13 protein-coding genes and 1 pseudogene are annotated in these 12,215 nt (G+C 70.4%); 11 read left to right on the forward strand and 3 right to left on the reverse strand.

Annotated features, from left to right (window positions below; translation table 11 throughout):
- The first annotated feature begins 666 nt into the window (after positions 1-666).
- The 4 genes and pseudogenes from OG953_RS19750 to OG953_RS19765 all read left to right on the forward strand — a co-directional run bounded on the left by OG953_RS19750 (position 667) and on the right by OG953_RS19765 (position 4,753).
- A complete protein-coding gene (locus OG953_RS19750) occupies positions 667-1,023 on the forward strand; it encodes a VOC family protein (RefSeq protein WP_405685809.1) in 357 nt (118 codons plus the stop codon).
- Positions 1,024-1,513, forward strand: a pseudogene (locus tag OG953_RS19755) (pyridoxamine 5'-phosphate oxidase family protein).
- A gap of 151 nt (positions 1,514-1,664) precedes the next feature.
- On the forward strand, positions 1,665-4,055 hold the full coding sequence (locus OG953_RS19760; protein ID WP_405685811.1) for an ATP-binding cassette domain-containing protein: 2,391 nt from the start codon (positions 1,665-1,667) through the stop codon (positions 4,053-4,055).
- 323 nt (positions 4,056-4,378) lie between these two features.
- The gene (locus tag OG953_RS19765; RefSeq protein ID WP_405691928.1) at positions 4,379-4,753 is read left to right on the forward strand and encodes a helix-turn-helix transcriptional regulator; all 375 of its coding nucleotides are present in this window, start codon (positions 4,379-4,381) and stop codon (positions 4,751-4,753) included.
- Between the two features lie 160 nt (positions 4,754-4,913).
- Here OG953_RS19765 and OG953_RS19770 read toward each other — a convergent pair whose 3' ends face one another.
- Positions 4,914-5,108, reverse strand: coding sequence for a hypothetical protein (locus tag OG953_RS19770; protein WP_405685813.1), 195 nt, complete (start codon positions 5,106-5,108; stop codon positions 4,914-4,916).
- A 240-nt stretch (positions 5,109-5,348) separates the two neighbouring features.
- On the opposite strand from OG953_RS19770, the gene OG953_RS19775 reads away from it, so the two are divergent.
- Positions 5,349-5,972, forward strand: a complete 624-nt coding sequence (locus tag OG953_RS19775; protein ID WP_405685815.1) for a hypothetical protein — start codon at positions 5,349-5,351, stop codon at positions 5,970-5,972.
- Positions 5,973-6,049: 77 nt separating this feature from the next.
- Complete coding sequence (locus tag OG953_RS19780; protein WP_405685816.1) at positions 6,050-6,754, forward strand: alpha/beta fold hydrolase; 705 nt, start codon at positions 6,050-6,052, stop codon at positions 6,752-6,754.
- An 82-nt stretch (positions 6,755-6,836) separates the two neighbouring features.
- Here OG953_RS19780 and OG953_RS19785 read toward each other — a convergent pair whose 3' ends face one another.
- Positions 6,837-7,262, reverse strand: a complete 426-nt coding sequence (locus OG953_RS19785; protein ID WP_405685817.1) for a hypothetical protein — start codon at positions 7,260-7,262, stop codon at positions 6,837-6,839.
- 100 nt (positions 7,263-7,362) lie between these two features.
- Here OG953_RS19785 and OG953_RS19790 point away from each other — a divergent pair, with 100 nt between their 5' ends.
- The 5 genes from OG953_RS19790 to OG953_RS19810 all read left to right on the forward strand — a co-directional run bounded on the left by OG953_RS19790 (position 7,363) and on the right by OG953_RS19810 (position 11,320).
- Complete coding sequence (locus tag OG953_RS19790; protein ID WP_405685818.1) at positions 7,363-8,265, forward strand: oxidoreductase; 903 nt, start codon at positions 7,363-7,365, stop codon at positions 8,263-8,265.
- 133 nt (positions 8,266-8,398) lie between these two features.
- Positions 8,399-8,887 carry a MarR family winged helix-turn-helix transcriptional regulator gene (locus OG953_RS19795; RefSeq protein WP_405685820.1) on the forward strand — a complete coding sequence of 163 codons (489 nt, stop codon included), beginning with the start codon at positions 8,399-8,401 and terminating at the stop codon, positions 8,885-8,887.
- 88 nt (positions 8,888-8,975) lie between these two features.
- A complete protein-coding gene (locus OG953_RS19800) occupies positions 8,976-10,418 on the forward strand; it encodes an MFS transporter (protein ID WP_405685821.1) in 1,443 nt (480 codons plus the stop codon).
- A gap of 49 nt (positions 10,419-10,467) precedes the next feature.
- Positions 10,468-10,962 carry a pyridoxamine 5'-phosphate oxidase family protein gene (locus OG953_RS19805; protein WP_405685823.1) on the forward strand — a complete coding sequence of 165 codons (495 nt, stop codon included), beginning with the start codon at positions 10,468-10,470 and terminating at the stop codon, positions 10,960-10,962.
- A 58-nt stretch (positions 10,963-11,020) separates the two neighbouring features.
- The gene (locus OG953_RS19810; protein ID WP_405685825.1) at positions 11,021-11,320 is read left to right on the forward strand and encodes a hypothetical protein; all 300 of its coding nucleotides are present in this window, start codon (positions 11,021-11,023) and stop codon (positions 11,318-11,320) included.
- 45 nt (positions 11,321-11,365) lie between these two features.
- Here OG953_RS19810 and OG953_RS19815 read toward each other — a convergent pair whose 3' ends face one another.
- Positions 11,366-12,046, reverse strand: coding sequence for a TetR/AcrR family transcriptional regulator (locus tag OG953_RS19815; RefSeq protein WP_405685827.1), 681 nt, complete (start codon positions 12,044-12,046; stop codon positions 11,366-11,368).
- Positions 12,047-12,215: the final 169 nt, after the last annotated feature.

The following is a 12,215-nucleotide window of genomic DNA, read 5'->3' on the forward strand; positions in this document are numbered from 1 at the left end:
CAATGGATGTCTCCTGATCACGTCGCCGGCCTGATGAGCAAGGCCGGCCTCGTCATGGACGCCCGGTTGATCCGCGAACCCGACCGAGAGCGAGAAGCCCCGGCAAGGCCGACAGGCCTTCTTCCTCGCCCACAAGCCCAAGGGATCACGACGAGACACCTCAGGTCGGAGCGCTGCCCTGCCTCACCTTCAGCGGGGCGGGTCATCCACCGAGGGGTGCACCAAGGTCCGTATCGCGGTCGGCTGCTCGTCGCCGGGCACCTTCAGTGGTCGCTTCACCGCGCTGGTCGGTGTGCCGTCGGCGTCTGTCGGCGGCACACGACGCGCGCGACGTGGGGATCCCGTCGTGTGTCGCGGAACAGGTGACCGGACCGATCAGGATTCGAGAAGCGCCGGCCCCCGGGCCGCAGCTAGCGTGACTGCCATGGACATCGCCCTTCACGCGAGCTTCCTCCCGCACGACGACCCGGATGCCCCCCTGGCCCTCTGTCGCAACCGCCCGGAGGCAGTCTGGGTGGTCCGCCTTCTCTTGCGGGCGGGGCTCGGTCAAGGCGAACGGCCGACGGCGAAATCCACGACCGAAGCGATCGGGCTGGCGAATTCAGCACATCCCGTTCGTCTCCGAGCCAGACAATCCCGACCGGACCCACGACTTCAGGAGTGACCATGACCGGCTCTTCCACTCAGGGAATCAAGACCGTGCTGCATCCCGTTTCCGACCTGGCGAGGGCCAAGGAGGTGTACGCCGCCCTGCTCGGCGTACCGCCGCAGACCGACGAGTCCTACTACGTCGGCTTCGAGGCCGCGGGCCAGCACATCGGGCTGGTGCCGGGCGGTGGACAGCAGGGCATGATCTCACCGGTGGCCTACTGGCACGTGCCGGACCTCGAGGCAAAGCTGGCCGAGGTGACCGCCGCGGGTGCCACCGTGAAGGAGCCCGCACACGACGTCGGTGGCGGCCGCCTGGTGGCCACCGTCACCGACCCCGACGGCAACGTCCTCGGGCTGCTCCAGGACCGATGACTGCCGCCCCCCGCTCCCACGATCGACGGTCGTCGCGACACCGAGCATCGGCTCACCCACGACACCGATGCCTGGGTGGCCAGTGCCTCGGCGGACGGTGCGCCGTACCTGGTACCGCTGTCCGTCGGCTGGGACGGCGCGTCGCTGCTGATGGCCACGCCGACGGACAGCCCGACCGGCGGGAAACCTGGCCGCCACCCGAACCGTTCGACCGGGGCTGGGCCACACCCGCGACGTGTCCATGATCGAGGGCGAAGTCGAGGTCCTCGAGATCGACGCGTTGCCGGCAGCAGCGGGTGACCGGTTCGCCGCGCGCACCGGCTTCGCCCCTTCCCCAAGCTCTCAACTTCGTTCGAGCAGGGGAGACCCCATTGCGCCGGCCACACCGTAGCGCTGGTTCCGCATCTCCCCACGCCGCATCCAGGCCTGGCGCGAGGTGAACGAGCTGCCCGACCGCGAGCTGATGCGCGACGGCCGCTGGTTGGTCTGACGCCTCGGCGGGCACGCCGTGCGGCCGGGGCCCAGAGGCTCCACGGGCCGGATCGAAGAAGAACCAGACGTACGCTCGAAGCCGGTCGGATCGAGCCAGGCGACGCCGGCGGAGACCGCGAAGGCGGCCCCGCCCAACAGATGGAGACACGATGAGCATGGCCACGAGGACGGACACGCAGTCGCCTGCGCTGCACGTTGCCGACAGCCACGATCTGATCCGCGTGCACGGCGCGCGCGAGAACAACCTCAAGGACGTCAGTATCGAGATCCCGAAGCGCCGGCTGACGGTGTTCACCGGTGTCTCCGGCTCGGGCAAGAGCTCGCTGGTGTTCGACACGATCGCCGCGGAGTCGCAGCGGATGATCAACGAGACCTACAGCGCCTTCGTGCAGGGCTTCATGCCGACGCAGGCGCGGCCCGAGGTCGACGTACTCGACGGGCTGACGACCGCGATCATCGTCGACCAGCAGCGGATGGGTGCCGACCCCCGCTCCACGGTCGGCACCGCCACCGACGCCAACGCGATGCTGCGCATCCTCTTCAGCCGGCTCGGGAAGCCGCACATCGGCCCGCCCAGCGCGTATGCCTTCAACGTCCCCTCGGTCCGGGCGAGCGGTGCCATCACCGTCGAGCGCGGTGCCAAGAAGGCGGTGAAAGCGACCTTCAACCGCACCGGTGGCATGTGTACGCGCTGCGAGGGCCGGGGCACCGTCTCCGACATCGACCTCACCCAGCTCTACGACGACTCCAAGTCGCTCGCCGAGGGCGCGTTCACCATCCCCGGCTGGAAGTCCGACAGCTTCTGGACCGTGCGGGTCTACGCCGAGTCGGGCCTCCTCGACCCGAACAAGCCGATCCGCGAGTTCACCAAGAAGGAGATGCAGGACTTCCTCCACCGGGAGCCGACCAAGGTGAAGGTCGAGGGCGTGAACCTCACCTACGAGGGACTGATCCCCAAGATCCAGAAGTCGTTCCTGTCCAAGGACAAGGAGGCGATGCAGCCGCACATCCGGGCGTTCGTGGAGCGGGCGGTCACCTTCACCACCTGCCCCGAGTGCGACGGCACCCGGCTCAGCGAGGGGGCCCGGTCGTCGAAGATCGAGCGGATCAGCGTCGCCGACGCCTGCGCGATGCAGATCAGCGACCTGGCCGAATGGGTCCGCGGCCTCACGGAGCCTTCGGTGGCGCCGCTGCTCACCGCACTGCAGCACACGCTCGACTCGTTCGTGGAGATCGGCCTCGGCTACCTCTCGCTCGAGCGGCCGGCGGGCACGCTGTCGGGTGGCGAGGCGCAGCGCGTCAAGATGATCCGGCACCTCGGCTCCTCGCTCACCGACGTCACCTACGTCTTCGACGAGCCGACGATCGGCCTGCACCCCCATGACATCCAGCGGATGAACAACCTGCTGCTGCGGCTGCGGGACAAGGGCAACACGGTGCTCGTCGTGGAGCACAAGCCGGAGGCGATCGCGATCGCCGACCACGTGGTCGACCTCGGCCCCGGCGCCGGTACGGGGGGCGGCACCGTCTGCTTCGAGGGCACCCTCGAGGGGCTGCGGGCCAGCGGCACCGTCACCGGCCGCCATCTCGACGACCGGGCCGCTGTCAAGGAGACGGTGCGCAAGCCCACCGGCACCCTGGAGATCCGCGGCGCGACAGCGAACAACCTACGAGACGTCGACGTCGACATCCCGCTCGGGGTGCTGACGGTCGTCACCGGCGTCGCCGGCTCCGGCAAGAGCTCGCTCGTGCACGGGTCGATCCCCGCCGGCGAGGGTGTGGTCTCGATCGACCAGGGCGCGATCCGCGGCTCGCGACGGAGCAATCCGGCGACGTACACCGGACTGCTCGACCCGATCCGCAAGGCGTTCGCGAAGGCCAACGGCGTGAAGCCGGCGCTGTTCAGCGCCAACTCCGAAGGCGCCTGCCCCACCTGCAACGGCGTCGGCGTCATCTACACCGACCTGGCGATGATGGCCGGCGTCGCCAGCCCCTGCGAGGAGTGCGAGGGGAAGCGGTTCCAGGCATCGGTGCTCGAATACCATCTCGCCGGCCGCGACATCAGCGAGGTGCTCGCGATGTCGGTGACCGAGGCCGAGGAGTTCTTCGGCGCCGGCGAGGCACACACGCCGGCCGCGCACAGGATCCTCGAACGGCTCGCCGACGTCGGGCTCGGCTACCTCACCCTCGGCCAGCCGCTGACCACGCTGTCCGGCGGTGAGCGGCAGCGGCTCAAGCTGGCCACGCACATGGCCGAGAAGGGCGGCGTCTACGTCCTCGACGAGCCGACCACGGGCCTCCACCTCGCCGACGTCGAGCACCTGCTCGGCCTGCTCGACCGGCTCGTCGACTCGGGCAAGTCGGTCATCGTCATCGAGCACCACCAGGCGGTCATGGCGCACGCCGACTGGATCGTCGACCTCGGCCCCGGCGCCGGCCACGACGGCGGCCGGATCGTCTTCGAGGGCACACCCGCCGACCTCGTCGCCGCCCGCTCCACCCTCACCGGCGAGCACCTCGCGGCCTACGTCGGCACCTGACCGAGGCCCTCGCGGACACCGTGGGACGAGTTCTCTCATCTGTTTCGACTCGTCCCACTCGACTGGTGGCGACACGTGTCCGAGCAGGACGAGCAAGACCGACCACCTCGGGGGAGTGCCCGAGGGCTTCGGCAATGACGACCGCGGACGCAGGACCCGCGGTCGTCATTGCCGAGCAGGTCGCTCGGCTCGTCCTCGGTCACCTCTGGCTCCAGGGCGTCGTCCATGCTCCTCATCACCGGCCTCGGGAGCTGTGCGAAGCTGGTCAGGTGAGACGGCCGAACCTCGACGACCTCGTCCGGCTGCGGCGGGTCCGCGATCGGATGGACCGTGACTACGGCGAGCCGCTCGACGTCCCGGCGCTGGCGCGTGACGCCCTGATGTCGCCGGGCCATTTCTCCCGCAGCTTCCGCGCCGCTTTCGGCGAGACGCCGTACAGCTACCTGATGACCCGCCGCATCGAGCGGGCCAAAGCGCTGCTGCGGCGCGGCGACCTCACGGTGACCGAGGTCTGCTTCGCGGTCGGCTGTACGTCGCTCGGGTCGTTCAGCTCCCGCTTCACCCAGCTGGTCGGCGAGAGCCCGAGCGCCTACCGGGCCCGGAGCCATGACCATGGCGCCGCCATCCCGGCATGCATGGACAAGATCTACACGCGGCCGGTCAGGAACGGTGGAGCGCGCCCCGCCGCCGGGCCGTAGCGTGAACGGCACGGTGAATGGATCCTCGTTGTGCAACCCGCTGGGTGCATCGGAGATCCGGACGTGTTCAGCCTGCGTTCTCGAGATCCACTGATCGATCCGGGCAGCGGGCCGATGCGAAGCAGGGCTGTCCCCCGGTCCTCGGGCAACCGCATGTCCATCAAGGCACGGCGCCGCCCGCGTCCGAGATGACGGGCGGGCAGCCGACCCGGCGGGCCGCAGCGAGGGCCGTCTCCTGCGACCGTGTGGCGGGCACGTGCGACGCCGCCGTCGGACCGCAGGACGGCATCGGGGTCGAGTACGGCGAGAGCGCATCGAGCTCGCCGTCGCGAGCGGCGGCGAAGAACGCGTCCACGGCCTTGCGTCAGCGGGTCGGGATCGGCTGACTGCATGTCATGGGGCAGTGGTGCGTGGCTTTTCGCGTGGCGTCGGCCATGGGAGCGGCGGGGCGGCCGGGGGGCGGCCGGGTGGCGGCCCCCGGGATGGTCCGGGATGGTCCGCCCATTTCCGCCCGGCCGACCGCGCGGACAGCCCAGCAGGATCTCAACTCTGGGTAATGTGTGCGGAAATATCCCCATGCCGGAGACGGGTCCCCATGGATGACGACGAGGGCGCCCGCGCCGCAGACGCAAGCGCGGGTGACGGCACAGCCCCCGCCTCCAGCCGCACGCGTGGCGGCCGCGGGGCCTCGGTGGTGCCGAAGACCGCCGTGATCGCGGGCGGCGGAGCGCTGGCGGTCTGGGAGCCCGCTTTCACGCTCGGCGCCTACAACGTCATCTTCTACTACCAGATGCTCACCCTCTGGGCGGTGTCGACGGCCGTACTGCTGGCCGGTCTGCTGATGCGCGAACGCGGGCCGCGGCACGGCTGGGTGTACCGGGCCTGTCTGGCCCTGCCCAGCGCGTGGATCAGTCTCGCCGCCATCGTGCCGCGCAGCGGCAACTGGCAGGGCGAGGCGCTCTTCGTGGTGGGCGGCGTCATCAGCATCATCGGTGCCCCGCTGCTGACCTGGGTGCTCCTGCAACTCCTGCTGTTCGGGGAATCGGAGCTCTCCGTACGCCAGCGAAGGATGGTCATCGGCGTCGTCGCAGTCGTCGGCGGGCTCGCCTTTGTGCTCGGCGAGTTCAACGATGTCTTTCTCACCTGCGGGGACTTCGACATCAGCGGCAACAGCGTCCCTTCCGGGTGCAGGCCGGGCCACGCCTCCCCGCTCGGCTGACACGGGCTCGGATGCGCCCCCGCCGCACCTGGGCAAAACCGGGGCGAGCGGTGGGACCGCCGCGCTAGGTTGCCACCATGGCTGAATTCGTACTGGTGGCGGGCGCGTGGCTCGGATCGCGGGCGTGGGACGAGGTGGTGTCGGAGTTGCGTACGGCCGGGCACGGCACCCACCCGGTGACGCTGTCCGGCCTCGCCGAGAAGCAGGGCGTGCAGGCAGGGCAGCAGACCCACGTCCGGGACATCGTCGACGAGGTGGAACGCCACGATCTCCACGACGTCGTCCTGGTCGGGCACAGCTACTCGGGCATCCCGGTCGGCCAGGCCGCCGAACGCATCGGTGACCGGCTGGCCCGTGTGGTGTTCGTCGACTCCGAGATTCCGGTCGACGGCGAATCGTTCGCCTCCGGCTGGTGGGCCGGCCGCGAGGCGCTGGAGGCCTCGATCGCCGGGAACGGGGGCTTCTGGGCGCCGCTCACCACCGCCGACTTCGACGGCCAGGGCCTCACCGACGAGCAGATCGCCCGGATCGTGGGCGGCTCGACACCGCATCCGGGCACCACGCTGACCGAGCCGGCCGTACTGGCACGCCCGCTCGGCGAGCTTCCGGCGACCTACATCAAGTGCCTGCTCGACGGCGACGAGCCGAACGACGACGTGGCCAAGCTGCTGGCGGGCAGCGAGCATTGGGACCTGGTCGAGATGGACACCGGCCACTGGCCGATGTTCTCCCAGCCGCGCGAGCTGGCACGGATCCTGCACCGGTCGGCCGTGGAATCCTGAGCCCAGGACCGGCATGCCCCGGACCAGGTGGCAGCCCCGGACCCGGGTGACACGCCCGGGGCCGGGGAGGCCAAGCCCACCCTCATCCGCGGCGGCGCTTGGGCCTGGGCGGCGGTCCGTATGCCTGCACCAGGGCGTTGCGCACGGCGACGCGTCCGGCCGCCCGGAACGCCCCCGGGTGGGAGTCGACTTCGTGCACCTTGATGCGCTGCAGGACGACCGCCACCGCGACGACGGTCCCGGACTCGCGGTCGGCAAGGTCGGCCAGTTCCTCGCGCACACCCTGGATGAAACCCTCGTGGAACGAGGCGAGTTCGTCCGTCGGCCGGCCCTTGACCGACGCGGTGTCGGCGGTCTCGAACGCGACCCCTTCCTCCCAGGGTTCGGAGTCCGCGACGACCTGCGCGTAGTCGGAGGGACAGCTGGTCTGACGGACGTACGACGCCCGGACTCCGCGGAGCGGGTGGGGCGGGAAGGCTCTCGTTCCGGGCGTCGGCTCGGAGGTCATTGCCTCACGGTAGCCGGGCCCGGCCGGACTCGGAATGCCGTGCCCGTGACGGGCAACAATGAATATGGTGATCCGGTCCTCCGGCAGTCATGCTGCCCCCATGACCTCCTCACCGATCGACTCAGCCTCAGAATCCGCGCCTGCCGCAGGCCCCGGCACCTTCGAACTGGGCGGCACCGTCTCCATCCCCCGGCTCGGCTTCGGCGCGATGCAGTTGCCGGGGCGGTGGAGCGGGCCCGCCGGTGACACCGCGACCGCTGTGGCCGTGGCGCGGCGCGCCGTCGAACTCGGGGCGCGGCACATCGACACCGCCGCCTTCTACTTCTCCGACACCCACCGTGCCAACGACCTCCTGCGCGAGGCCCTGTATCCGTATCCCGCGGACGTCACCATCGCCACCAAGGTCGGCCCGCTGCGGGGCGAGACCGGTGAGATGTACGCCGAGGCCCGTCCCGATCAGCTGCGCGGGGAGGTGGAGCGGAATCTGGAGGAGCTCGGGGTCGACGTCCTCGACCTGGTGCATCTGCGCGTGGGGCGGCTGAGTTCGGATGTCGCCGAGTCGCTCGGCGAGCGGTTCGCCGTGCTGGCCGCGCTGCGCGAGGAAGGGCTGATCCGGCAGCTCGGCGTCAGCAATGTGACGGCCGGGCAGCTCGCGGAGGCCCGGTCGATCGCGCCGGTCGCTGCCGTGCAGAACCGGTTCGGTGTGCTCGACCAGGCGGACGCCGCGCTCGTCGACGAGTGCGCGGACGCCGGTATCGCGTACATGCCGTTCTTCGCGCTCGGCGGCGGATTCACCGATCTCGGCGGCGAGAACCTCCGCAAGGTGGCGGAGCGGCACGGTGCGACTGCGTTCCAGATCGCCATCGCGTGGGGGCTGGCCCGCTCGCCCTCCATCGTGCAGATCCCCGGCACCGCCTCGCTCGCCCACCTCGAGGAGAACATGGCCGCCGGCCGATTGACTCTCGACGAGGACGACATGGCGCTGCTCGGGCGTCGCGAGTAACCGAATCGGGAAGGGCCGACCGGCCCGGCCCCGGTGTGGACGCCGACGCGTTCCCGCCGTACGGGCCTGGGCCGGGGCCGGAACGTCCGTTTGCAGACTATCCACCACAGTCCGAATTGTTACGCTGGTACACATGACCGCCATGGCACCCGCCCGTAACGCACCGGACCTCTCCTACCTCCTGGACCACACGAGCCACGTCCTGCGGACCCAGATGTCGGCGGCACTCGCCGAGGTCGGGCTGACGGCACGCATGCACTGCGTACTCGTCCACGCCCTGGAGGAGGAGCGCACCCAGATCCAGCTCGCCGAGATCGGCGACATGGACAAGACCACGATGGTGGTGACCGTGGACGCCCTGGAGAGCGCGGGCCTCGCCGAACGCCGGCCGTCCAGCCGGGACCGGCGGGCCCGGATCATCGCGGTCACCGAGAAGGGCGCCCGGCTCGCCGAGCAGAGCCGGCGAATTGTCGACCGGGTACACGAGGACACGCTGCAGACCCTCCCCTCCGGCGACCGGGAAGCCCTTCTGCGGGCCCTGAATCAGCTGGCCGGCGACCATCTGGCCACCCCGGAGGAGAGCCCCGGGACCGTCCGCCGCGCACGCCAGAGCAAGAAGTAGTCCGCAACAGCAAGACCCGAAACAAATAGTCTGCAACAAAACCATCTGCTACGGTCCCTCTTGTCGATCCGTCCGACAGGAGAGCCCCATGTCTGCCCCTGCTGCCTCCGCCCCTCCCGCACCCGTCCCGCACGCCTCACGCCGGCTCGCCCTCGGCGTCATCGCCACCAGCCTGCTGATGACCGTCCTCGACGGCTCGATCGTGACCGTGGCTATGCCTGCCGTCCAGGAAGACCTGGGCTTCTCGCCCGCCGGCCTCAGCTGGGTCGTCAACGCCTACCTGATCGCGTTCGGCAGCCTGCTGTTGCTCGTCGGCCGACTCGGCGATCTCATCGGCCGCAAGCGCATGTTCGTGGCGGGCACAGCCGTCTTCACCGCGTCCTCGCTCCTCGCCGGCGTCGCCGCCTCCCCCGGCGTCCTGATCGCCGCCCGCTTCCTGCAGGGCGTCGGCAGTGCCATGGCCTCCGCCGTGGGCCTCGGCATCCTCGTCACCCTGTTCACCGAGCCCGGCGAACGCTCCAGGGCCATCGCCGTGTTCAGCTTCACGGGCGCGGCGGGGGCGTCGATCGGACAGGTGCTCGGCGGGGTTCTCACCGACGCCCTCGACTGGCACTGGATCTTCTTCATCAACCTGCCGATCGGGCTCGCGGCCCTCGTCGTCGCCGTGCGCGTACTGCCCGCCGACCATGGCCTCGGCCGGGCCGCCGGAGCCGATGTCATCGGCGCGCTCCTCGTGACCGCCGGGCTGATGCTGGGCATCTACACCGTCGTACGGGTCGAGGAGTACGGCTGGGTGTCCGCGCCCACGCTCGGACTCGGCGCGCTCACCCTCGTACTGCTCGTCGCGTTCGTCGCCCGCCAGACCACCGCCCGTACCCCGCTCATGCCGCTGCGGATCCTCCGCTCGCGCAGCGTCTCGGGCGCCAATCTGGTCCAGGTCCTCATGGTGGCCGCGCTGTTCTCGTTCCAGATCCTGGTCGCCCTCTACCTCCAGAACGTGCTGGGTTACGGTGCCGCCGCGACCGGTCTCGCCATGCTCCCGGCGGCGGCCGTCATCGGAGCCGTGTCACTGGGCGCCTCGGCCCGGCTGATCGCACGGTTCGGCGACCGGAATGTGCTGCTGGCCGGGCTGATCCTGCTGATCGGGGTCCTCGGCCTGCTCACCCGCGTACCCGTACATGCGCATTACGTCACCGATCTGCTCCCCGTGATGCTGCTCGCCGCGGGCTTCGGGCTCGCTCTTCCCGCGCTGACCGCGCTCGGCATGTCGGGGGCGGGGGACGGCGATGCCGGGCTCGCATCCGGACTGTTCAACACCACGCAGCAGATCGGCATGGCCATCGGCGTCGCGGTGCTGTCCACGCTGGCGGCCGCCCGTACCGACACCCTGCTCGCGGACGGCCTCGGCCGCGCCGAGGCGCTGACCGGGGGCTACCACCTGGCCTTCGCCGTCGGTACCGGGCTCCTCGTGGCCGCGTTCGTCATCGCGTTCGCGGTGCTGCGGCGCCCCGAGCGGGGGCCCGCCGCCTGAGCCCACACCCGTACACCCCACCCCAACAAACCTTCCGAGAGGCCGAACCATGAACGCGCAGCACACCACCGAACAGCAGCCGGGGACCGGCCCCGCTCCCCGCGCACTCACCGACCGAGAGCTTTCGCGGCTGCTCCGGCGGCAACAGTTCGGGACCCTGGCGAGCGTGCGGCGCACCGGTCACCCGCACCTGTCGACCGTCCTGTACGACTGGAACCCCGAGGAGCGCGTCGTACGCGTGTCCACCACCGCCGACCGCCTCAAGGTGCGTCAGCTGCGCAACGACCCGCACGCCTCCCTGCACGTACAGGGCCCGGACGTCTGGTCGTTCGCGGTCGCCGAGGGAGAGGCGGAGGTGTCGGAGCCGACCACCGTTCCCGGCGACGCGATCGGCCGTGAACTGCTCTCCCTGACCCCCGGCTTCGAGACTCCCGCGGAAGAGACGGCCTTCCTGAAGCAGATCGTCGCGGACCGGCGCGTGGTGATCCGACTCCGGGTCACCAGGCTGTACGGAACGGCACTGGACATGCCGGCCGAGGGCTGACCGTGCGGGGCACGGAACACCCGCCACCCCCGGGACCACAGGGCCTGGGATCCCGCCCATGGCTAGCGGACGGGGCGCGAAGGAGGAATCCGCCGTCAGGTGTTCCTTCGCCTGGGGGCGCTACACGGAACCGGAGAAGCGGAAGGCGAAGCCGAAGGGATCCTTCGCCGGTGCCGTTGCCGCACTGAAAGCCGCCGGCCGGCAGGTGAGTGACCGCTCCCAACGGGAGACGTTCGTCTGCGCGACCCTCAAGAAGAGCGGATGGACCTTGAACGTCACCGGCAGCGGGCCCCCGCCGATGCACAGCGATTCGATCGTGTTCACGGGCAGCGCCGAAGACTGCCGCCCGCCCGAATAGCCCCGGACACCGACGCGGGCACCGCCTGTCCGCCGCTGCCGCCCATTACTCCTCCCCGAGCCCCGACCGCAGCTGCACGAAGGCGAGTTCGGCGGCCTCGACCGCACTGCCGTAAGCCTGGTCCGCGCTCTCCCCCGTGTCGATCCGCCGCCAGTTCTCCAGGGCCAGGATGCGCTGTACGGCGATGATCTGGCCCGCGGCCAGCCTGTCCCGTACCCGGTCGCCCAGCGCACCGGCGAGGGCCGCCTCCGAGCGGCCCTGGTAGGCGTACATGCGGGCCACCAGGGACGGCGTCCCGTACAGCAACCGCATAAACGCCAGCACCTCCGGCGCATCACAGAGCCCGGTCACCGGGTCGCGCCGCTCCAGGCCGTCCAGGAAGTGCCTGCGCAGGGCGTCCAGGGGGGACTCGGTGTCCGCGCGGGCTGCGACGACACGGGCCGCCTCGTCCTCATGGTCGGCGAACCGGTGCAGGGCCAGGTCCTCCTTGGTCGGGAAGTACCGGAACAGCGTCGGCTTGGAGATGTCCGCGGCGGCCGCCACCTCCGCCACCGAGACCTTGTCGAAGCCCCGCTCCAGGAACATCGCGATCGCGGCATCGGAGACCGCCTGGTACGTCAGCTGCTTCTTCCGCTCACGCAGGCTCATCGGCGCATGGACCGCAGAGGCTGAGGGGGCCGTATGCACCGCCGCCCCGGGCCAGGGTTTCTCTCCGCTCATGACCATGAAGCGTACGCCCTGACCTCAACCGGACTTGACGTCCGAGGGCGGTCGGACGGGCCCGGCCGCCGACAGCCGGAAGGGTGTGGTCCAGATGCATGCGGTGCTGGTCGGGGAGCTGGGCGGTCCGCAGGTGCCGCCGGCGGCGGAGCCGCCCGAACCGGTGGCTGGTCCT

The sequence above is a fragment of the Streptomyces sp. NBC_00057 genome, from assembly GCF_045041165.1.
GTDB lineage: Bacteria > Actinomycetota > Actinomycetes > Streptomycetales > Streptomycetaceae > Streptomyces.

What these genes read in the sequence shown, in the direction of transcription:
- OG953_RS19790 (WP_405685818.1), top strand. Translation starts at nt 7,363, where the DNA reads ATGACCTCCTCACCGATCGACTCAGCCTCAGAATCCGCGCCTGCCGCA.
- OG953_RS19765 (WP_405691928.1), top strand. Translation starts at nt 4,379, where the DNA reads ATGGACCGTGACTACGGCGAGCCGCTCGACGTCCCGGCGCTGGCGCGT.
- OG953_RS19750 (WP_405685809.1), top strand. Translation starts at nt 667, where the DNA reads ATGACCGGCTCTTCCACTCAGGGAATCAAGACCGTGCTGCATCCCGTT.
- OG953_RS19800 (WP_405685821.1), top strand. Translation starts at nt 8,976, where the DNA reads ATGTCTGCCCCTGCTGCCTCCGCCCCTCCCGCACCCGTCCCGCACGCC.
- OG953_RS19780 (WP_405685816.1), top strand. Translation starts at nt 6,050, where the DNA reads ATGGCTGAATTCGTACTGGTGGCGGGCGCGTGGCTCGGATCGCGGGCG.
- OG953_RS19775 (WP_405685815.1), top strand. Translation starts at nt 5,349, where the DNA reads ATGGATGACGACGAGGGCGCCCGCGCCGCAGACGCAAGCGCGGGTGAC.
- OG953_RS19810 (WP_405685825.1), top strand. Translation starts at nt 11,021, where the DNA reads ATGGCTAGCGGACGGGGCGCGAAGGAGGAATCCGCCGTCAGGTGTTCC.
- OG953_RS19805 (WP_405685823.1), top strand. Translation starts at nt 10,468, where the DNA reads ATGAACGCGCAGCACACCACCGAACAGCAGCCGGGGACCGGCCCCGCT.
- OG953_RS19760 (WP_405685811.1), top strand. Translation starts at nt 1,665, where the DNA reads ATGAGCATGGCCACGAGGACGGACACGCAGTCGCCTGCGCTGCACGTT.
- OG953_RS19785 (WP_405685817.1), bottom strand. Translation starts at nt 7,262, where the DNA reads ATGACCTCCGAGCCGACGCCCGGAACGAGAGCCTTCCCGCCCCACCCG.
- OG953_RS19815 (WP_405685827.1), bottom strand. Translation starts at nt 12,046, where the DNA reads ATGGTCATGAGCGGAGAGAAACCCTGGCCCGGGGCGGCGGTGCATACG.
- OG953_RS19795 (WP_405685820.1), top strand. Translation starts at nt 8,399, where the DNA reads ATGACCGCCATGGCACCCGCCCGTAACGCACCGGACCTCTCCTACCTC.